The 20397-nt window shown below is 46.5% G+C and carries 17 protein-coding genes; 3 read left to right on the top strand and 14 right to left on the bottom strand.

Annotation, left to right across the window (positions count from 1 at the left end):
- Positions 1-169 precede the first annotated feature (169 nt).
- Positions 170-631, bottom strand: coding sequence for a hypothetical protein (locus DWV57_RS06745; RefSeq protein ID WP_133303637.1), 462 nt, complete (start codon positions 629-631; stop codon positions 170-172).
- 648 nt (positions 632-1279) lie between these two features.
- Positions 1280-2944 (bottom strand): recombinase family protein, encoded by a 1665-nt coding sequence (locus tag DWV57_RS06755; RefSeq protein ID WP_165853671.1) that lies wholly within the window; start codon positions 2942-2944, stop codon positions 1280-1282.
- Positions 2945-3187: 243 nt separating this feature from the next.
- Here DWV57_RS06755 and DWV57_RS06760 point away from each other — a divergent pair, with 243 nt between their 5' ends.
- Complete coding sequence (locus DWV57_RS06760) at positions 3188-3364, top strand: helix-turn-helix domain-containing protein (RefSeq protein WP_243001282.1); 177 nt, start codon at positions 3188-3190, stop codon at positions 3362-3364.
- A 194-nt stretch (positions 3365-3558) separates the two neighbouring features.
- Here the strand turns inward: DWV57_RS06760 and DWV57_RS06765 are convergent, their stop codons facing one another.
- The 6 genes from DWV57_RS06765 to DWV57_RS14505 form a co-directional block, all read right to left on the bottom strand.
- Positions 3559-3870 (bottom strand): hypothetical protein, encoded by a 312-nt coding sequence (locus DWV57_RS06765; protein ID WP_120020332.1) that lies wholly within the window; start codon positions 3868-3870, stop codon positions 3559-3561.
- 86 nt (positions 3871-3956) lie between these two features.
- Positions 3957-5561, bottom strand: a complete 1605-nt coding sequence (locus DWV57_RS06770) for a recombinase family protein (protein ID WP_120020333.1) — start codon at positions 5559-5561, stop codon at positions 3957-3959.
- Positions 5558-7243: a recombinase family protein gene (locus tag DWV57_RS06775; protein ID WP_120020334.1), complete on the bottom strand. Its 1686-nt coding sequence runs from the start codon at positions 7241-7243 to the stop codon at positions 5558-5560. The genes DWV57_RS06770 and DWV57_RS06775 overlap by 4 nt, the downstream gene beginning before the upstream one ends.
- A complete protein-coding gene (locus tag DWV57_RS06780; RefSeq protein ID WP_120020335.1) occupies positions 7227-8759 on the bottom strand; it encodes a recombinase family protein in 1533 nt (510 codons plus the stop codon). Before DWV57_RS06780 ends, DWV57_RS06775 begins: the two co-directional genes overlap by 17 nt.
- Positions 8756-10417 carry a recombinase family protein gene (locus tag DWV57_RS06785; RefSeq protein WP_120020336.1) on the bottom strand — a complete coding sequence of 554 codons (1662 nt, stop codon included), beginning with the start codon at positions 10415-10417 and terminating at the stop codon, positions 8756-8758. Before DWV57_RS06785 ends, DWV57_RS06780 begins: the two co-directional genes overlap by 4 nt.
- 145 nt (positions 10418-10562) lie before the next feature.
- Positions 10563-10724, bottom strand: coding sequence for a hypothetical protein (locus DWV57_RS14505; RefSeq protein ID WP_158565156.1), 162 nt, complete (start codon positions 10722-10724; stop codon positions 10563-10565).
- A 389-nt stretch (positions 10725-11113) separates the two neighbouring features.
- Here DWV57_RS14505 and mobC point away from each other — a divergent pair, with 389 nt between their 5' ends.
- Positions 11114-11506: a plasmid mobilization relaxosome protein MobC gene (gene mobC / locus DWV57_RS06790; protein ID WP_165853672.1), complete on the top strand. Its 393-nt coding sequence runs from the start codon at positions 11114-11116 to the stop codon at positions 11504-11506.
- Positions 11478-13085 (top strand): relaxase/mobilization nuclease domain-containing protein, encoded by a 1608-nt coding sequence (locus DWV57_RS06795; protein ID WP_120020338.1) that lies wholly within the window; start codon positions 11478-11480, stop codon positions 13083-13085. The genes mobC and DWV57_RS06795 overlap by 29 nt, the downstream gene beginning before the upstream one ends.
- A 67-nt stretch (positions 13086-13152) precedes the next feature.
- Here DWV57_RS06795 and DWV57_RS06800 read toward each other — a convergent pair whose 3' ends face one another.
- From DWV57_RS06800 to DWV57_RS06825, 6 genes are all read right to left on the bottom strand, one after another.
- The gene (locus DWV57_RS06800; protein ID WP_120020339.1) at positions 13153-14067 is read right to left on the bottom strand and encodes a nucleotidyl transferase AbiEii/AbiGii toxin family protein; all 915 of its coding nucleotides are present in this window, start codon (positions 14065-14067) and stop codon (positions 13153-13155) included.
- Complete coding sequence (locus DWV57_RS06805) at positions 14048-14686, bottom strand: DUF6088 family protein (protein ID WP_207666242.1); 639 nt, start codon at positions 14684-14686, stop codon at positions 14048-14050. Before DWV57_RS06805 ends, DWV57_RS06800 begins: the two co-directional genes overlap by 20 nt.
- Positions 14687-14844: 158 nt before the next feature.
- Positions 14845-15648 (bottom strand): YodL domain-containing protein, encoded by an 804-nt coding sequence (locus DWV57_RS06810; protein ID WP_165853673.1) that lies wholly within the window; start codon positions 15646-15648, stop codon positions 14845-14847.
- A gap of 1 nt (position 15649) precedes the next feature.
- A complete protein-coding gene (locus tag DWV57_RS06815) occupies positions 15650-15889 on the bottom strand; it encodes a transposon-transfer assisting family protein (protein ID WP_120020342.1) in 240 nt (79 codons plus the stop codon).
- Entirely contained in the window at positions 15886-19917 is a 4032-nt protein-coding gene (locus tag DWV57_RS06820) for a DUF3849 domain-containing protein (protein ID WP_120020343.1), read from the bottom strand. The genes DWV57_RS06815 and DWV57_RS06820 overlap by 4 nt, the downstream gene beginning before the upstream one ends.
- Positions 19907-20368 carry an XF1762 family protein gene (locus DWV57_RS06825; RefSeq protein WP_120020344.1) on the bottom strand — a complete coding sequence of 154 codons (462 nt, stop codon included), beginning with the start codon at positions 20366-20368 and terminating at the stop codon, positions 19907-19909. The genes DWV57_RS06820 and DWV57_RS06825 overlap by 11 nt, the downstream gene beginning before the upstream one ends.
- Positions 20369-20397: the final 29 nt, after the last annotated feature.

Genomic DNA, 20397 nt, shown 5'->3' on the forward strand with positions numbered 1-20397 from the left:
TTTAGATCATTCCGCTATGCCATTCTTTTCCAAGTATGGCTCTTGCTTGAATCTCCTTTCGCTTCAAAAATCATGCTTTAGCCGAGACAGGATCTCGTTGCCTGCTGCTCGCCACGAAGAGGCAGCACATCTGAGCAGCGCAGCCATGTGTACACATGGCTATTAGCAGTCAATTGGAGTTTCCTCCACTATATTGATTAAGTCGAATCACATGACTGTTAATGTTTTTATATTTTATTACGCATTTATTGGATATTGACTTTCCCTTTATCAAAAAGTAGAATGTTCCTAGATACTCTTTTTTTGTAATTGCATCGATGCCCGTACATTCATAGATGCTATAGTCCAGAAGGGAAAGTACAGGATTCATGTAGAACATTTTCTTTTTTATGTAGATAATTCCCAATGCTGCCTCAATCAGAAGAAAAATCATCAAATCCCAAAAATCGGGAGTGTCAGAAAGAGAAAGTCCTGTCAGCACTATCAACGAGAAATTGGCAAAGTAGTTTTCACCCGTCAAGTCTTTCACCGTGGTCACTTTAAACTGCTTTCCCGTCGCAATACTATTTGTTTCGGAATCATCCGTTGTAAGGATTTGTGCTGTAAAGAACACACCTATACTTCGCAGCATTTTTTTCACCTTGGTGGATAAACTTAGAACCAAGTCCTGATTGCCATTTCTCGCGCTGCCAGTCAATGCCGCCCGATGTCAAGTCTTGGACAACATTTTTCACAAATTTCTATTTTAGACGTGCTGCCACATCCCGCCGCAAATCCTTGATTTTCCTTGATATTCCGCCATTTTTCTCTTTGGCGGTCTATTTTTTTGCCCTAATCTTCATTTTTACCGCTGATGATCTAGGTTCTTCACCTTTTTCAATCATAAAAGAATCCTCGTTTAATCTTTTTCTGTGCTGCGCTATATCTTTACAGGATTCCATATCAATCTTTTCCAAAAATCCTGCTTATCTCTGGTTTTTCCATCAAAAGCAGAAATTCGATCCAACATGCCATCAACAGCCCGGAAAGATAGGTGTCAAAAATGCCCTGAGATTTTTGTTAAAAAAGACTAAGATTTTTAATTTTCGAGCAAGCGATACACTTTTCCCTCTCCATCATGTTCTTTGTCAAAAAATAAACATTCGTTAAAAGCCCGGCAAAGATTTATCTGGTTTGTCAGGAAGATAACCTTTTTCACAATAAAAAAGCTCCCACCTGCAACTCAAAGTTTCCTTTGAATCACAAGTGGGAGCCACTACCAAATCTTCAAATATTATTCTTAGTTTTCTTTTTGTTCTGCTTCAATTTCAGATTTTTTTCTTCTACCCCGGCGTTTCTTTTCTGCTTCCGGTTTCACATCTCCAATATCATAAATGACAACTTGCTCATCCGGGTACAAAGTTCCATTCAAGGTATAACTAAGTTTACCACCGTTTTCATCCTCGAAAGGCAGCATTCTCCTAAACTCTACCTGGATAGCCGGCACCTTAATGCTGATCGCATACGTCTGCTTGCTTTCCTCGTTACTGAACTTAATCGCATTCGGATCTTTTTCTGAACAAGGCTGAATCGCAATCTGCCTAGTCTTTGCGTTGAGCAGCACCCTGATGTACGGTGCATAGTTCAACTCTACAGCCGTTGCCTTATTAAATTTCAGGCTGTTTGAAGTCACCGTCATAACAGACTCGCCTTTCGGTTGCTTTAGATTGATTACCTCAAATCCCTTTAAAATTTCCATTTCACATTCCTCGCTTTCATATTCTATGTGTTCCTGCTCTGGCTTTGCATCAACCAGTGCCATCACCTTTTCTGTTGCCGTTTCCAACCTCTTGAAGGAAACAGCCTTCCATGTAGGTCTAATGGGAACGAATCCTAACAGCACGCCTTTTCGTAAAGGAATCAGCCTTTGCTGCTTTGGGCGAATACGCCTCCGCTTGCCTGCAATCTGTTCCAGCCTTACCTGTGCCTTATCCCAGACCTCTCGCTCTACGATTGCAGGGTGATGGTCTGGTATAAAATACTGCTCCACCTCGCCTTCATTTTTCTTGGTCTTGTGGGTCAAACAATCTACCGTATAGGTTTTCTGCATCAGAACGTCGCCGCAGTATTTTTCATTCCGCAGGATATTCTTGACCGATTCACCTGTCCATGGGTTATTTTTGATTGTTCTGATTTCCAACGCATTGAGCTTTTCTGCAATTTCTGCCGGGTGCATTCCCTTATCAAAGCTCATATAGATGGTACGAACAATTTCAGCTTCGTTGGTCACAATCACCATTTCGCCATCATCGTCCGTATCATAGCCCAGCAGACTCGTCGTACTGATTTTTTGCGTTCCGGCTTTCATCCGGCTTCGAGTTGCCCACTTGATATTAGTGGAGATGCTTCGGGATTCCTCCTGTGCGAAGGAAGCCAGCATCGTCAGAAATACTTCTGCCTTTTCATCCAGACTATCCAAGCGTTCCTTATCAAAATACACACTGACAGGTGGCCGGAGGTTCCGCAGCAATCGAATATTAGTCAGGCAGTCCACCACATTACGAGCAAAACGACTGATAGACTTCGTAAGAATCAGATCAATTTTCTTAGCCTTTGCATCCTCTATCATCTGCTGAAACTGCACTCGATGCTTAACTTGTGTACCAGAGATTCCCTCATCCGCATAAATGCCTGCCAGCTCCCAGTCTGGATGCTCCGCTATAACAGTGTTGAAATGTGCCATTTGCTCTTCCAGACTGGTTTCCTGCGCCTCCTGATCCGTGCTGACACGACAGTATGCAGCGACACGCTTTTTAGGTGGTTCTTCTGTTTCCGCCACGACACCCACTGTTGCAGGAATTATTTTCACATCATAGGTCTTTGTCAGGCGAGGGGTCTTTTTTCTTCCCTTTTCCTTACGTCGTTCTACCACAATTGGCCTTTTAGCATGACTATCGCTTGCCACATTTCTCCCTCCTTTCACTTTTTCTTCCTATTACAAAGTTGCCCATGTTATAGCATTATCATTAATGTCATAACATGGGCAAACACTATTTGCAGACTCTCTATCTTACTTATTATACCGCATTGTGGGTATCTCCACAATATCCATTTGCATACCCACCCCGTATAATGAAACGTAAAGAACAATTTTTTACAAGCAAAAGTGGTGACAGCTTTGATTGATTTTACTCCTCTGTGGGAAACTATGCGCCGCAAGCAGGTAACACAGTACCAGCTTCTCAAAAACGGCTTGGACAACAAAACGCTGGACACTCTGAAAAAGAATCGGAATATTACACTATCCACATTGGAAAAACTCTGTCAGATGCTCGATTGCACTCCAAATGATGTCGTGCAGTTCATTCCAGACGATAAAAAATAATGCCGTCATAGTACCGTATAGTCGGTGGCTGTGGCGGCATTCCATTATATATAGGTAAAAACGCTCATTCTATAACTATCACATTCCTGCAGAATGAAACACCCGCCTGGTCGAGAAGATTCACAAATCCCCTCACCCAGACGGGCGTTGTTTTTTCGTGCAGTTCCAAAGGCAGGCTATCCGGGGCGGACATCTTATATGTACCATACCTGCCGAAGCATTACTGCCGCCAGTTCCAGAAGTACAACTACACTGCCGACCACCTGCGGGACCATAAAAATCACAAATCCACCGATCAGCATTTGAAGTGCTTCCACTCCTTGCGACTGTTGCATCAAGAACGAAAGGACCGCCGTTGCCAGTAGCACACTGCCCAGCAGATAGAAAATCCATGCCGAACAATGATGCAGAAATGCCACAAACCACTTTGCCAGCCATACAGCAAGGATCAGCGGGAGGGTTATCATCACCAGCATCAATTTTAACAGCCATCGAATTGCTTTCATAATGTCCTCTTTCTGGCTGGTCTGTTGCCCATGTTATAGCACACTCTCTGATGTTCCAACATGGGCAACCCAGTCCTCTCTCAAATTTAGCTTGTGTGCAGTGCTTTTACAGTATCCTGTATGCTCCGCTCATATTTGAACCGTACCACGATGCGCCCTCCATCATGCACAAAGACATTTTCGATAAAGGCCGACACCATACCTGCCGTGAGCCTCGTTCCGTTCAGAAAATTTTCAGCCTGCTCTGCCGCTGCGCGCACGGTTCCCGGCACAACGCTCTCAGCGGATTCTTCCGCCTTGGATTGTTCAATTTGCTCTTGCACCTCTGAAATTCGTCTGTCACACTCCTGCTTTTTCTGCTTGTAGGTATCCAGTGGGAGTGTTCCTGCTGCATATTCTTCATACATCCGCATCTTCTCTCCCTTTAGATTTTTTAATTCCTGCTCCATCAGAGTTTTGCGGCGGTTTGCCTTTTTGTGGGCTTCTTTCAAATCCTGTTCTTCTTTTTGAATATCGCCGTAGAGGGAATCCAGCAAAGAAAGTTCCTTTTTCAGTGCCTGAAAGACAGCATTTTCAATATCACTGACCTGAAAGACTTCAGAGGTACACTGAGTTTGCCCCACAAGTTCCAGTCCTTCTCTGCACCAGAATGTCGGCACAACCTGTTTGAAATTGTGCGCCATCACTCGCCTGCAATTTCCGCAGCGGACTTTTCCTTTTAGCGGGAAGTCCACACTGCCCATCAGCACTTTATGGCTGTTGCTCTTTATGACAAGCTGCGCTTTTTCAAATTCTTCACGACTTACGATTGCTTCATGGGTTCCCTCCGTAATAAACTGCTGTTCTTTGGGAACCGTTCTGACAATGCTTTTGCCGGAAATCAGCGTTTTGGTTTTGCCCAGAACCATTGCCCCGGTGTACACATACGCCGTGAGGATTTTCCAAACGCGAGTACTATCCCAAAGAATCACTGGGGCGATGGTATAGGTCGTTTCCTTGCCATACGCCTTATTTTCTTTGTTATATACGCTCGGCACAGAAACATTTTCGTCATTGAGCATCATTGCTATCTCTCTTGTACCTAACCCCAGAATCGCAAGATCGAAAATACGCCGCACGATTTTTGCCGCTGACGGGTCGATGATAAATGCGCCCTTTTTGTCTGGGTCAAACTGATAGCCGAATGGCGCAGCGGATGCAGTTGTGATGCCTTTTCGCCACTTGACCTGATTTGCAGTCCGCAGTTTCTTTCCTGCATCCCGGCAATACATGGTATTTACCAGATTACTGACGACCACATCCATTCCAAGCGTTGTACCTTTATAATTATTGCTGTCATAGTTATCGTTGATAGCAATGAGCCGGACACCCAGCAGGGGGAAAATCTGCTCCATGTATTCGCCCACACCGATATAATCACGGCCAAAACGGGAAAGGTCTTTCACGATGATGGTATCAATCTTGCCATTGCGCACACCATCCATCATCTGCTGGAATCCCGGTCTGTCAAAATTGCTGCCTGTGTAGCCATCATCTACAAAATCCATCACAGGCACATTTTGCAGACTTTCTTTGCAGGCAATATACCGCTGGATCAGTTCTTTCTGGTTTTCAATGCTGTTGCTCTTGTCCTTGCCATCTTTGCCCAGATCGCCATCAGCCCTTGAAATGCGCTGATACGCTGCAATCATGTTTCTGCACTCTCCTTTCCAAGTTCTGTAAACACATCCTGAAATCCGAAAACAATCCGAATCCGCTTGTCCGCACTCACTTCGATTTTCTGCACAAGGGATTTTACCAGCTGAATGTCAAATTCAAAGTTGTCCAGATGTTCTTCCAAATGAGAAGTCATATTCAGGTATTCTTCGATCTGCCGTTCTACTTCCGCTTTTTTGTTTTCTGCTTCCTGCAGCGCAGCCCGTAGACCATCATACTGTCTGGAATAATCTTCCCGAATCAGCTGGTAATCTTCGGAATCCACCACACCAGCCACATAGTCCGCATAAAGCTGTTCCCGCTTCTTGGCCATCTGGCTGACTTTATCGGTCAGGCTCATAATTTCGCCCTTTGCACGGTAGACGGGATTCTGCACATCCTCGATTTTCTGCAATTCTTCCAGAACCTTCCGTTTATCGCTCAGCTGGACAATGAACAAATGCAGCTGATCCATTATCAGGGCTTTCAGCAGTTTTTCTGGAATCTGGTGGCCGATGCACTTATCGTCGGCCTGCCTTGCCTTGCAGATGTAATAGCAGACCTTTTTACTTTCCTCCGCTCCATGCGGCAGTCGTTCAAACTCCATCTGTCTGCCGCAGTCTGCGCAAAACACCATTCCTGCAAGGTCATTCTGATATTCTGCCCGAATCTGCTCCGACTTTGCTCTTACTGTCTGGAATACTGCTCGATTCTTGTTCAAGATTTTTTGCACCTTTTCAAAATCATCCCTTGCGATAATGGCCGGATGTGTGTTCTTTGCCACATACCACTGTTCTTTCGGAAGGTCGCGCTTGTCCTGTCCTGCGAATAACTTCTGTGTACTTTTATTGTTGATGGTATCGCCCACATAGGTTTGATTTTCCAAAATGTGCCGGATCGTGGTTACGCCCCACTTTTTACAGGTAAGCACTTCTTTCCCCTCAACCATTTTTCTATGCCACTCCCGTGGAGTCGGAACCTGCAGCAATGTCATTCGTCGAGCAATTTCAAAAATTGGTACACCCATCAGTTCCCACTGGAAAATCAACTGCACATAAAAAGCAGCTTCCGGGTCAATTTCATTACGCTTTGTCACGGGGTTCCGAATATAGCCATACGGAGCATCGTTTCCAACAGCATAGCCTGCTTCTTTCTTACGCTGCAAAGAAGTCCATATCTTTTTGGATATGTCTTTCGCGTACATTGCGTTGACCATATTCCGAATCGGGAGAGCCAGACTTTCCATATCCTCTTTGCGCGTACTGTCAAAATTATCTGTAACAGCAATCAATCGAATTCCCAAAAATGGGAACACCGTTTCGATATAGTATCCTGCTTCCAGATAGTTGCGGCCAAAGCGTGAGAGGTCTTTCACCACGATGCACTTGATTTTCTTCTGCCGTACATCGTTCATCAGGCGGGTAAATGCAGGCCGCTTGAAATTTGTTCCCGTAAATCCATTGTCGAAGTAGGTATCCACATAGCTCAGTTCCCTGCTGCGGTTGATATAGTCCTGCACCAGTGCGATCTGCGTTTCCATGCTTTCTTCTGTTTCTTCATCCTCAACAGAAAGCCGCCCATAGATTGCCGCAGGCATTTTTGCTTCCAGTTCCGGGAGCAGCACAGAAGCTGCCGCCTGTTCCGGCTGCGGGAGATTTTTTCTACTCTTTCGTGCCACTGTCTGTACCCTCCACTTCTATCCGACTAAGCATCTGTTTCCATTCATCCGTTTTCATGGTCAGGCTGATTTCTGCCTGTCCATCGTCCCGTAATGTAACCGTGACCTGCTCGATATACTTTTTCACAAAATTGCGGTCAAGTTCCTCCGGGGTCTTATACTGTGCCATCTGCTGAATCCATGGATTGCGCAGGCTCAACGCTCGTTCCCATACCAGCGTATCTTCCATAATTGTTGTAAGCTGTTCATTCAATTTCCGCTGTGCTTCTTCGTAGTCCAGCAGTTCGGCACGATATTGTTCTTCGGTGATTTCATCGGCTATATAACTCTCATACAGCGGCACACGGCGAAACTGTTCCATATTCAGTTCGGCCAGAACGGACTTCATCTGCACCGACTTTTCAGCTCGGACTGCTTCAATCACTTTCCTGCCTGCTCCCTGCTGAATCGCTGCAGCCAGCTTTTCTTCTTCCAGATGTTCCAATTCCAGAGCATCCATCACCTTTTTATAAATGGTAGCTGCCGGAACTTTCAAATTCTTTCCGTTTTCCTTATGTGCGCGGCAATGGCGGCAATAGAAAAGTTCTTCCTCCGTTTTCTTATCCTTATGCCAGCAGAGTGCGTAGCCGCAAGTGCAGACAATGTGTTTTGCCAGCGGGTTCGGTTTTTTGTAGCTTTTCCGAATGGAGATTTTGTTCTCCCCCTCCCTCATATTGCAAGGGAAAGCATAGAACTGTTCTTTGGTTATGTATGGTTCGTGGCAGTTTTCTGCAATGATCTGGCGGCTTCCATTTGCCGCCGCACCTGTATAAGTCGGATTTCGGAACAAGCAACGTAGCATATCAGTTGTCCACTGGTCGGATTCTGCATCATAAGACTTTCCCAAAATTCTCTTTTTGTGTCTCATTGGGGGTTCAACACCCTGCTCATTTAACCACTTTGCAATGTCACGCATTTTCTGACCGGACGCATATCTGGAAAAAGCCTCGTTTAAATAAGGAGCAACTTCTTCATCCTTTATCATGTTGCTTTCGCCATTCCTGCGGATATAGCCAAATGGAACAGAGCTTGTCAACCGGAATCCTGCGCCTTGTTTCCTTCTCCACGCAAACATGATTTCTGCGTGCATCTCACAGCGTTTTGCTTCAAAATAGTCCTCGACTTCTTTTCGGCTGGCTGTTCTGGTGTCCAAGCCCTCATCCAGCACGATCAGGTCGATGCCCGTCGCATAGAGCGTTTCCTTGATTGCCTGTCGTGCCGCCGGGAAATCCGGCCCGCAGTAGTACATGGATGCCACAATAATGCAATCAAATTTTCGCTCTACGCCATCATCGGTCATTTGGTCAAACGCGGTACGCGCCTTTTCATCGTTCTTGCGGTCAGAATACTTTTTCAGCAAATCTAGTTCTTTATGTTCCGCCAGATATACCGCAATACGCTGATTCTGCTCGGCAATCGCCAGTTCACCTTGATGGTTCTTCCAAGGAAGTGTCCGGGTATAGCTTACACACTTCATACTGCACTTTCCTCCGTTTCTGCTGCTGGAACACTACTGCAATATTCCAGCACATTGCGAATTTCCTGATCGAACCGATACTGAATATGAATATGTTCCTTATCATAGACGGTGATGCTCTCTACCAGTTCCACCAGAACGCGGCGGTTCAGACTTGTCAGGTTTTGGTAGGACTTGAAATCTTCGATCCATGGCAGATGTTCCACATCCAGATTGTTCAGGCAATCCCTCTGGCGGTTCATTTCTGCTTTGGCCTTGCGGATGGTTTCAACCTTTTCATTAAAGGAATGGCTGAATTCCTTATACTCTTCCTTGCTGACAATACCGCTGCTCATATCTTCATAAAGCTGGCGGCGCAAGGTCTGGTATTTCTGTTCTTCCTGCTCCAGCATCTTCAGATGTTCTTCCACAGATTTCAGTCTGCGCTCATTCTTCGGAATCTCATTAATTTCATCGAGCCGATGTTCCAGTCCACTGATCTGCTGGACTTTCCCCTGCAATGCGGCCAGCACCACTTCGGCCAGCTTACTTTCGCTGATAAGATGTGAGGAACAGCCTAAACCATTGTGGTTTGTGACGCAGTGCAGATAAATATATTTCTTTCCATTTTTCGACACCGTGCGCCGCACCATGTTCTGCCCACAACCACCGCAGCGAACGATGCCCGAAAAGAGATTGACAGTCTGCTGGCCTTTCGATGCACAGGTGTCCAACTTCAAGACTTCCTGCACAGTATCGAACAGCTTTTGCGGAATGATTGCTTCGTGCATATTGGGAACTCTGATCCAGCCGGATTCTTCCACATCCCGAATCTTCTTGATTTTGTAATTGATTTTCTGCCGTCGGCCCTGCACCATCGTCCCTGTGTAGACTTCATTTTTTAGAATCCGAAGCACCTGAATCGCCTGCCACTTTGCATGAGTGCCAGCTTTGAACCCACTGTGATAATTCAGACCGCACAGCCGTTTGTACTCGCTGGGAGCCAGCACGTTCTCGCTGTTCAGCTGCTCGGCAATCGCCTGTGCGCTCATTCCTTCCAGTTTTCTGCGGTAGATAGAGCGGACAATATCTGCTGCATACTCGTCTACCACCAGACGGTTTTTGTTCCGTTTGTCTTTGCAGTAGCCGTAGATTGCATAACCGCCGATGAACTCACCTTTGCGCCGTTTCATGTCCAGCTGGCTGCGCACCTTGATGGAAATATCCCGGCAGTAGGAATCGTTCAACAGATTCTTGAACGGAACCACAATGCTGTCCGAATCGCTACTCTCGGTGTTCGCATTATCATAGTTGTCGTTGATGGCGATGAAGCGAATCCCCATCATCGGGAAAATCTGTTCCAGATACTTTCCCATCTCAATGTAATTACGACCAAGTCGAGATAAGTCCTTGACGATGATGCAGTTGATTTTGCCGGATTTAATATCCTCCATCATTCGCTTGAAGCCCGGACGTTCAAAATTGGTTCCCGTGTAGCCATCATCAGCGTACTCTTCGACCAAATGCAGTCCTGGCCGTTCTGCAGCAAAATCTCGAATCAGTTCTCTCTGATTGCCGATGCTGTTGCTCTCAGCCTTGTCGCCATCCTCGATGGACAATCTCAGATAGGCCGCTGCCCGTATGTCTTTATTCTTTTCCTTGTAAAAAAACAAAGCCATTAAACCTCCCGTCTCCACGCATATTGCATGGTAAAATCCAGAAAGTTAATGGCTTTTGATTGCACTATTCACTTAACCCGTCTGTATTCTACCAAGCTGTGACACAAAAATCAAGCTGCTGCGCACATTTTTCAAAATTTATTTTTCAGTGCTTCCCCATACTCTGCAGCAGGCAATCCCACAGTTCGCTGCCCTCCGGCCGGAACGATTCATATACGGTGATGCCCTTGATGATGGCTTTTCTGTGATGCACAGGCTCCGTATGTTCCTGTTTAGGCTTTTCATCAAATCGTTCTTTCTGCTTCATAGAAATCAATCCCCCTTTACTAATAGGAATCCAGAAGGGCATTTTGGAATACAGTTTTTGAAAAAATTTCAAAAAAATTTGAAAAGTGTATTCCAAATAGGGGCTGCGGATTCCTATTTATAGAAGGACTTCTTTTGATAGGTCCACGGCATACGATAAAAGACAGGTCTTTTTCTGTCTTAGAGCAAGATTCGCCTATGGTAACTCAAAACTCACTTTCGTGATTTTTCATTCCCGGCAATCTTGATGGAGATTCCGTTCCCCATCCCCACGGTACGCACAAAATCTTGGATTTTGGCTATCTGGCTCCACATGAATGTGTTCGCAGCCGAACGCCTACGGCTTATCGGGAGTTGCTTCGCAACTATAAAATGCAGGAGGATCACACTATGGCTCGCCCCAAAAAGGATGAAAGCATCAAACGGACTAAGAATGTAATGGTTCGTTTTACCGATGCGGAGTACGCACTGGTTTCGTGTTCTGCTGAACAGGCTGGCTATCCCGTTGCCGTTTATGTAAGGAAACAGGCCATAACCGAAAAACTTCACGTTCATTACAACATCGTTGCCGACATTGCAGAACTGCGAGATTTTGCAAGACAGCTTTCCCATATCGGAAATAACCTGAACCAAATTGCAGCCTTTTTCAACAGCGGCGGCATCCAATCTCGTGCCATGCTGGAAGAAATCAATCGTTGTATGACCGACCTCCGCGCTATGCGGAAAGAAATTGCAGGACTGGCAGGTGATTATCGTGGCAATCTTAAAACACGTCGCGGGTAAAAGTGCAGACTATGGTGCTGCACTCGACTATTTGAAATATGAGCATGACGAAGTTCTGAAGAGACCCCTGCTGGATGCAAACGGGAACTGGGTACTCCGTCGAGATATTCTTCTGGAGGGCATAAACTGTGAACCGGAACTTTTTGATGTGGAGTGCGAAATGCTTAATGCGCAGTACCACAAGAATCAGAATTACGACGAAATCAAGACGCACCACTACCTCATCAGCTTCGATCCTGCCGACAAAGACGAGTGTGGACTGACAGGTGAACAGGCGCAGGCCATCGGCATGGAATATGTAAAAGCCAACTTTCCGGGGCATCAGGCGTTGGTCTGCACCCACATGGACGGTCACAACGGCAGCGGCAATATCCATGTGCATATCGTAATCAACAGTCTGCGAAAGCTGGATGTTCCGCAACAGCCCTTTATGGAACGTCCCATCGACTGTAAGGCGGGCTACAAACACCATCTGACGAAAGATTACCTAAAGCATTTACAGCAATCTCTTATGAATATCTGCTTGAGGGAAAATCTCAATCAGGTCGATTTGCTTTCCCCGTCTGTCAACAAAATTACGCAGCAGGAGTATTATGCTAAACAGCGCGGGCAGATCAATCTGGACAAGTTGAACGCTGAGCTTATTGCAGAGGGTTTCACTCCCATGAAAACCAAATTTCAAACGGAGAAAGATAAGTTGCGCGATTCCATTACTGCTGCGGCAAAGAAAGCAAAATCTTTTGAAGAATTCAGCCGCCTACTCCAAACCGAATCCAACATTTTGGTAAAAGACCACCGTGGTCGATTTAGTTACCTTCTCCCGGACAGAGAAAAATACATCTCTGCCAGAACTCTGGGAACCAGTTTTGACCGTGAACATCTTCTGACGCTTTTTGAAAGTAATGCGATTACCGCTGCAAAAGAAAAAAAGCAATGGAGTGTTGCTGACCCCATTGCCGTTCTCTATATCAAGTCCAATCTTCGTCTGGTAGTGAATTTGCAGGACTGCGTAAAAGCCCAGCAAAGTCGCGCCTATGCTCAGAAAGTCAAAATTTCCAATTTGCAGCAGATGGCAAATACCATCGTCTATGTACAGCAGCACGGCTACGACAGCTACGATGATTTGAAAAAAGCGCGCGATGAATTATCTGCCAAAATGTCAGATGCCCGCAACACCGCCAAATCTACCGATGCCGACTTAAAGCTGCTGAATGAGAAGATTCACTATCTGGGGCAGTATCTTTCCACAAAGGCTACATACAAAGAATTTTTGCAGGCGGGCAACAAGAAGATGTACCGTTCTGCACATCAGGATGAAATTGCCAGATACGAAGAAGCCGTTCAATTCTTGAAACGCAATTCCACGAATGGCACAATTCCCACGATGAAAAATTTACGAGCAGAAAAGGAAAAGTTGCTTTCTGCTCGAACCGCACAATACGAAAGCTACATCTATTTCAAAGATTACTACCACGAACTGCAAACCGCTTGTCGAAATGTTGACATGATCCTTGAAACGGAACATACGCAGCAGCACAACCGTACACAGCTCAAGCGCAGTCACGAACCATCTCTTTAAAAAACCGCATGAAAAGGGCCAGCCACAAGACTTCACTCTGAAAGTCCTGTGGCTGGCTTCTCATTTTTTAGTTATTTTCAAAGATGCTGCTTTCTGCAACCTTCTTCAATGTAGCTATCACAGTATCATACGGCACGTTTTCTTCCAATAGCTGCGTTGTCAGAGTATCATAGTCCTGCTTATATGCTTTTTCCTTTATGATTTTTTCAAGTAATTCTGGAACATTGGCTTCCGGCAATGCAGATGGGCAAATGACCGATTGTTCGCGAACTGCTCGTACCTCTTTTACCAATTCTTTAAAATTCTCATCCTGTGGAACAAGCGGCAGTAACTTATAAATATCATAGAGGTGGCGAGAATGCTTTGCAACTTTTCCCTGCAAGTAATAATCGCAAACTGCAAAAACCTTGTCCGCCAGTGTTCGATCAATTCCCTGCACTTTCATTTCAAACGGATTTAGATTATATTCTTCAATCGCATCTGGGGCTTCCTGCTCCATCATGTCACCAATGTAACTATGGACAGGCAATAAAACAGTCGGAAAGGATACTGCCGTATAAGACGTTTCCAACAAAACCGCAGCTTTCAGCGCACCACTAGCCATCGGAATGACTGAATCGTATGCGATCACATAGCGATTATAATCACGGCGGCTTCTGGTTTCGTCCAGATTCTCAATCGTCATTCCAAGTTCTTCTGCCGACTCCACGATTGCCTGCTTTATCTTTTTCTTTTGCCCTTGTGATAGCAACGTATCAATCGTAATATCAATATCTTCAGAAAAACGGCGAATCACTTTATGACACTTGCTCAGTGATGTGCCGCCCTTAAAAACGATATACGGCATCCTCTGCGCCAAAAGCCGCAGCAACATCGTAACATAATAATCTTTTTCGATTGCCTGTACCATAACACCAGTCTGCTCATAAGCCAAGTCAATCGCATCCCGGAATTGTTCTCTATCACTGTGCAAGTATGCCATTATAAATCACCCTCGTTTCTACCAGATTTTTGTATAGCTTATCCGGGTAATAAGAAAAATACGGTTCCATTTCCGAAAGGCTCAAACTTGCATCGCTCATATATTGGTACAAACGTTCCTGCAAAGGCTTTCCCGTAACTTCGGAATACACATCTACATCTTTCAGTAAATCAAGAAATTGCAGCACCTTATAATTGGATTCTGTCACTGGCACTTTCGGCTTACGAACGATCACCCGCGACTTTGCCAGAGATGTTTCCCTGTATTCATTCGTAGCCTTATTTGATACAACTTCATATAACATCGGAACCTGCGTAGTCAGCCCCATCTGGTTAAAGAACATCAAACCACTCACATAGCCGCATCGCTTATCCTTATCTCTTAGATATTTACATTCCAACACTTTTTCTGGTGGAAGCTGTGACCCTGATTTGAAAATCGTTTTTTTCGGCAAGAAGTAAACTCCATTATCAAACCGCTTTACCTTTCCAGCATCCGTGAGTTTTTTTATCTGTTGTCGAAGGTTGGCGCGACTCATACCTTCAATTTGAAGCTCAGCAAGGAAAATCGGCTCATTCGGTTTGTAGTTTTCTAAAAGATACTCATATAATGTTTCCATACTGCCCTCCATTCACATTTTAGTGTTTTATATTTTCTGTTCTGTTATTATTATACTCGTGATTTTCAAAAATATCAAGACATCTTCGTTTTCCACACAAAAAAAAGAGTGGCGGCTCCTTGTTATAGGAAACCACCACTCTGCGTCATAACGGATTTTTAGTTTTTACGGCTTCTCTCCTGCTGCTGTTGTTGGGTCTGGTCTTTCTGTTTCCGCTGTGCCTGCTTGATATGCAACCGATCCAGCACCGACCATCTGCCACCAATGCGCCGTGGCTTTTTCGGCACGTTGTTCACGCAACCATCTATCATGTCGTAATTCTGCTCTGTGCCGGATTCCCGCGCACGTTCATACGTTCCGTTCGTCAAGCATTTTTCATGCTCGGTCATATCCTGCTGCTTTTTTTCAGCACGCTGAACATACTCTGTAAGTGTGGAGCGAACATTTTCAAAGCCGTTCGGAGCATCCGTCACAAATACGCCTTTACTGTCTACCACGACTGGAGAAACAGCATCTTTGCGCTGCTCATTGCGCATCATAAAAAAGCAAACACCCTCGACAACTTCGCTGTCATACGGAAGCCACGTTCCAGTCTTTCCATCAATCTGATAATTGGGAACCATGTAGATGACAGTGTTTCCGGCTGCATCAGCATCCATAAAGCCACCGAACTCTACCAGTTCCTCTTTATCGACGTAGAAAAACTTACGTCCCTTTTCTTCATCCCATACGATCACATCGCCAACACCAAAGGAGCGGCCAATAAATGTGTTTGGCCGCTTTTCTTCCAACCGCTTCCGGGCTGTCATCGGCGTATCGCTGGGGGCAGGCTTTCCTTTATATGCACTCTGGTAATTCTGATGATGAATCAAAAAGCCGTCCTCTACCTGCTGCGCATAGGATTTTGCCCAATGCTGATGATGTACCTCTTTGATTTGGAAAACTCTATACTGGTTTATCATTTTACGTTTTCTCCTTTTCCGGCTCCTCCGGCCTATGCCACTCCAACTCCAGCCCCTTGAACTGCTGTTCATTCAACTGCTGCATCTTCGGAATCGTCTGCTGGACAAGCGCAGCCATCTCTGCATCCGCCGCCAAAAGCGGCTGAACCTCTGTCAACACCTGAATCGTATCTTTGAGTGTCGGCTGCTCAAACATCGCCATCAGCATCAATTCCAGTTCATCAAAGCGTACATTGCTCATAACTCCATTCCTTTCGTTTTTGCTTTCTTCGGCTTATCCTGTTCCTGTGCAGGCTGCTCCTGCTTTTTGGCTTTCAGACTGTGCAGGGCATCCAGAACAGACTTTTTCGTACTGCTGCGTTCCTGCTCCTTGCTCTGCTGCCGTGCCGCCATCAGCTTTTCCATGTCAGAGATAGCCTGCTGCACCAGCTTATCATCCCTGAAATAGTTGATGGAGTTGATGTTCTCACGCTGCACTTTGTCGTTCACGACCAGCTCATACATTCCAACAAAGCCTCCATCTTCCTCGATGCAGAATCCAATGCACTTGTCGGCGTTCATCCGCTCAGACGGAATCTTGTCGTAGGCTTCCAAGGCTTCTTCCATTGTCAGATGATCGTGGAACTCTCCCGCAAACGTAAACTCCAAACACTCCGCAACATAAAAGCTGAGCGTTTCTTCCGGTGCGGGTCTTTCTGCAGCGAGTTTTTCTTTCAAAACCTCTGCCTGCTGTTCAGCTACCATATTGGCCTGTTCCCGCAGTTCTGCCGCATCCATGACTTTACCCTCTGCCGCATCGCAGCCGAACTCTGCCAGCAGCTCCGTCATAGCCTCCTGCACAGGCTTATCTCCGTCTGTTTCGAGAATACCGCCATCCCGTTCCGTGAAGTCCTTATTATATAAGGTATAGTCGAAGCCATCGTCACAGGTCTGGATGTGAAAATAGGCATCCGGCAATTCGTAGGCCAGTTCCACATCCTGCACGGCTAACGCCCCCTGTAACGGCTGGACAACGTGATTCTGGATATACGGGTTATTCCAGCCCGGAACCGTTTTATAGTCCTCTACGATGGTGTCAAGGCCGTTCCTGCACTGCAAAATATCCAGTGAACCAGGCAGCGGATCAGGATTTTTCTCCACACCCAAGGCTTTCATATAATGGTTCGGAAGTACCTGATACTGCGACATTGCATCGTTGAGATTGCCAAACCGCTTAATTTCAAGCGGAACAGCCTGACGGTTCTCGACCACATAGAATCGCTTTACAAATGGCTGTTCCAACTCTTTCTGCTTTTCCAGTTTCTCTCGGTACATCGTCACAAAGCCATCCAGTACAGCCGAATGGCTGGTAACTACCCAATCTGCTCGAAATTTAATGATTCTCGCATTATTCTCCGGGGTTCCGACTTGCTCCGCCCATTCCTTATTACTGTGAGAAAAGCGGTCATCATAGTTTTTGTAGCGCAAGGTATTCGCAAGAATGTACCCCACACGCTCCATACCATACTGCTTCACCACCTGATTGACTGCATCGTCGCCAAGGTGCATCCCGTCATAATTGTCCGCAATCGCTTCATGGATTGCCTGCTTACACTCGCCGTTCAGCCGATAGGAGGTACGGTATAAATCCACCTCGTCATTTTCTTTGGCATAGCTGAACGGCTCATAGTAGACAGGCACATCCGAATAGTCCTGCGCGCTGTTGTCCGGCACCGGCGCAGCCTTTTCAATGATCTCCGATACCACATCATCCTTATTCGGCATATTCCATTTTTCAGAAAGATACTCTTTTACCGCATCCAAAAATTCATCATCGAAGCCGTTCCACAAATCCTCTGCCACCAGCTTGCCCTGCTCATCGACTGCAACACAAGCCGCCATATCGCCGTGTTCCTCATGTTCCAGCAGGAAGAACTTTTCCCCACCGATCTCCGTTTCATCAACGGCATACCATGTACCGAGATGCCCCTCGACTGCGATGTGATCGGAATCGCCATGGATCAGCGCATTGTTTTTCTGCTGCTGTTTCTCCATGAACTCTCGCACGGTCAACTCTGCGCCTGTGAAGTTCAGCCCTTCCTCACCCAGTTCCAGCCGCCCCTCTGCGCCAAGGTCAAGTTCTTCGACCATCAGAACAGATGCCGCATGGTTCACCACCACAGTTTTCTCCACTGTAATGGGCTGGCCTGGGTCATAGTCCGAACCGCGCAGATCATAGCGATATACGCCCTCCGGCACATCTTCATCCCGCAGTCGGCCATTGCTGAAAAGACCGGGCTTATCAAAGATTTCGATTTCCTGCAATTCCTCGTTCAAAAGGTTTTCTTTCTGCAAATCCATATTCCTTTCCTTGAAAAATTCCGGCAGTTCAGCAAATCCAATACTGTCCACATAGTAGGCTTTGACTGTACTGCCATCGTTGAGCACCACCACATCACTGACCGACAGCGAATGCCCCGTAAAGTCTGCTGGACGCTGAATATTGAATCGTTCATAAATGCCATCCAGCGTATCCTTGTCCGTAAGCGGTGCGGCATAGATCAGGTCATAATCTGCACGGGCAACTGTCATGCCTTTCTTCTCCACATAGTCCAGCCCCATGAAACGGTAGTCGTGTTCCGGGTCACGCTCTGTGATCTGATAAATACCGAACTGCTTCTCGCTGCCATACAGCAGCATATTTTCCTGTTCTGTCATGTTCCGCTCCTGTTCCAAATCTGCTATTGCAATCTGGAAGGTATCACTTCCGCGCTCGATTTCCTCTCGCGCCGTGACAAGAATCGGCCACGGGCTGATGCGGACAAGATAAATCTGTTTACCCTCGTCATACAGCCGCAGAGCCTGTTCACGATTTATTACTGTCAGCTTAAAATCCGGGCGCGCATACTCGTTCTCTGCATAATCTTCCCGCTGCTCCAGCAGAATCGCATCCCATGCGTCTGCCTTAATGCCGAAAATGCCATCGTGCTGCTCGATTTCCTCTTGGCTTACATAATCACCTGCCGTGCCATCACGGAACAGTGGATAAATCCTCTCACCCAGCCGATGCCACTCCCGTGCGCCTTCTTTCATCAGCGGCAGCATATCATCCTTCCGATAACCATAGTCGTGCATCTCCGAAAGACCAATCATTCTATCCGGGAGATTTTCGATTTTCTCCTGTGCCTCGTACATCAGGCGGTTGGCTTCTTCTTTGTCATCCTCGGCCAGTGCAGCCGCCAGACCGTTCACCAGTTCTTCCGTTGCTGCCCGGTCATCCAGCTTGAAAGCAAAATTCACGATGAGGTTTCGCTGCTCATCATCGAAAATCGTTTTTTCCTGCTCCTTATTGGCAATCAACTTTTCCGCATACTGCATCGCGGTCATGCGCTCTGCGCTCCTTTCTGCGACTGCCGCTTCCAGCTTTTCCAAAAAATCGGCTGCTGTCAATCGAATCGTATCCATCGAATCTTTCAGTTCCTTCATCTCTTTGCCGCTGGCCCAGCTTGCCACATATGGAAATGAATAATCAGATGTATCAATGCCCAGAGCCGAGCAGACCGTAAATGCGATGCTTTCGGCTTCGGTTTCCTTTGTAAGCCTGTCTTTTTCTTCGCCGCGCTGCTTCATCAAATCGCTGTTATGCAGCATCGCATGAGCGACTTCGTGGATCATCGTCTTTATGGTCTGGCTCTCGCCCATGCCGACCTGAATGCAGATTTCTTTGTCTGCATCACTGTAATAGCCTTTGGCATCCCCTTCGATTTCATCAAACCGCATCGGCACAGGCGATACCTGCTCGATTGCCGCCGTAAGTAGCGCATAGTCTTTGACGCTGGCCGTCAGTTCGTTCACTTCCAGCGACGGAATCGGTTCCCCATCGGTCTGTGAAACATCAAAAACCGTCGTCACTCGGAAGCGCGGAACCACATACTCCACACGTTCCATTTCCGGTTCACCGTTTTCGTTCAGCACAGTCAGACCCGTATCCTTGTCGATTTTCTCGCGCTCCTCCACTTCCTTAATGGGAGCCGGGGCAATGATCTGAATGCCTTTTTCGCCTTTTTTGACATAACGGTTGAACTTATTCTTCCATGCGTTGAACCCTGCCACCAGTGTGGCATCAGGACGCTGCATAGCGATCAGTAGCGTATTGTTGAAACTGTAATTATGGAATTTTGCCATCGTGCGCAGGTATGTCGTGTACATTTCCGATGTAAAAATGTCTTTTACACCCTGCTCCAACCGTTCCGTGATTTCTTTCATCTGCTGTTTGCGGTCAACTGCCATGCAAGCCCTCCTTTTTCTTGACCCATCGTGTTTTCATCTGGCGCGGATATTGGTCAGCCTGTTTTGGTGCTTTTGCGCCGTTCCATTCCAAGCCTCCGGCTCTGCCCTCACAGGTGTAGCCGGCAGCTTTCAGGGAGCTGCCATTCTCCGTGTCCAGAATGTAGGTAACAACTTTGTTGTAGCCCATGGCCCGTGCTGCACGGTATACCGCCGCATACAAAATACTGCAAGCGTTCGGCGTTCCATCCGTACACAGGCGATTAACTTCCAGCGTGTAGCCATCGTCCAGACGCCGTGCCACAGGTCTGCCGCAGATAGCAACGCCCACTAACGCGCCATCGTCCGATACGCCGATGGAGAACTTATGCCCTCGTGTCGGCTTATGGTGGCGGTGATACTGCTGCACAAATGCGTTTGCCGTTTTCAGATTGATCGGTGTTAATGTCAGCAAATGCCCTCCTTTTTCAAAAATGCCCCGTT

Source organism: Faecalibacterium sp. AF10-46 (genome assembly GCF_003604105.1).
GTDB lineage: Bacteria > Bacillota > Clostridia > Oscillospirales > Ruminococcaceae > Faecalibacterium > Faecalibacterium taiwanense.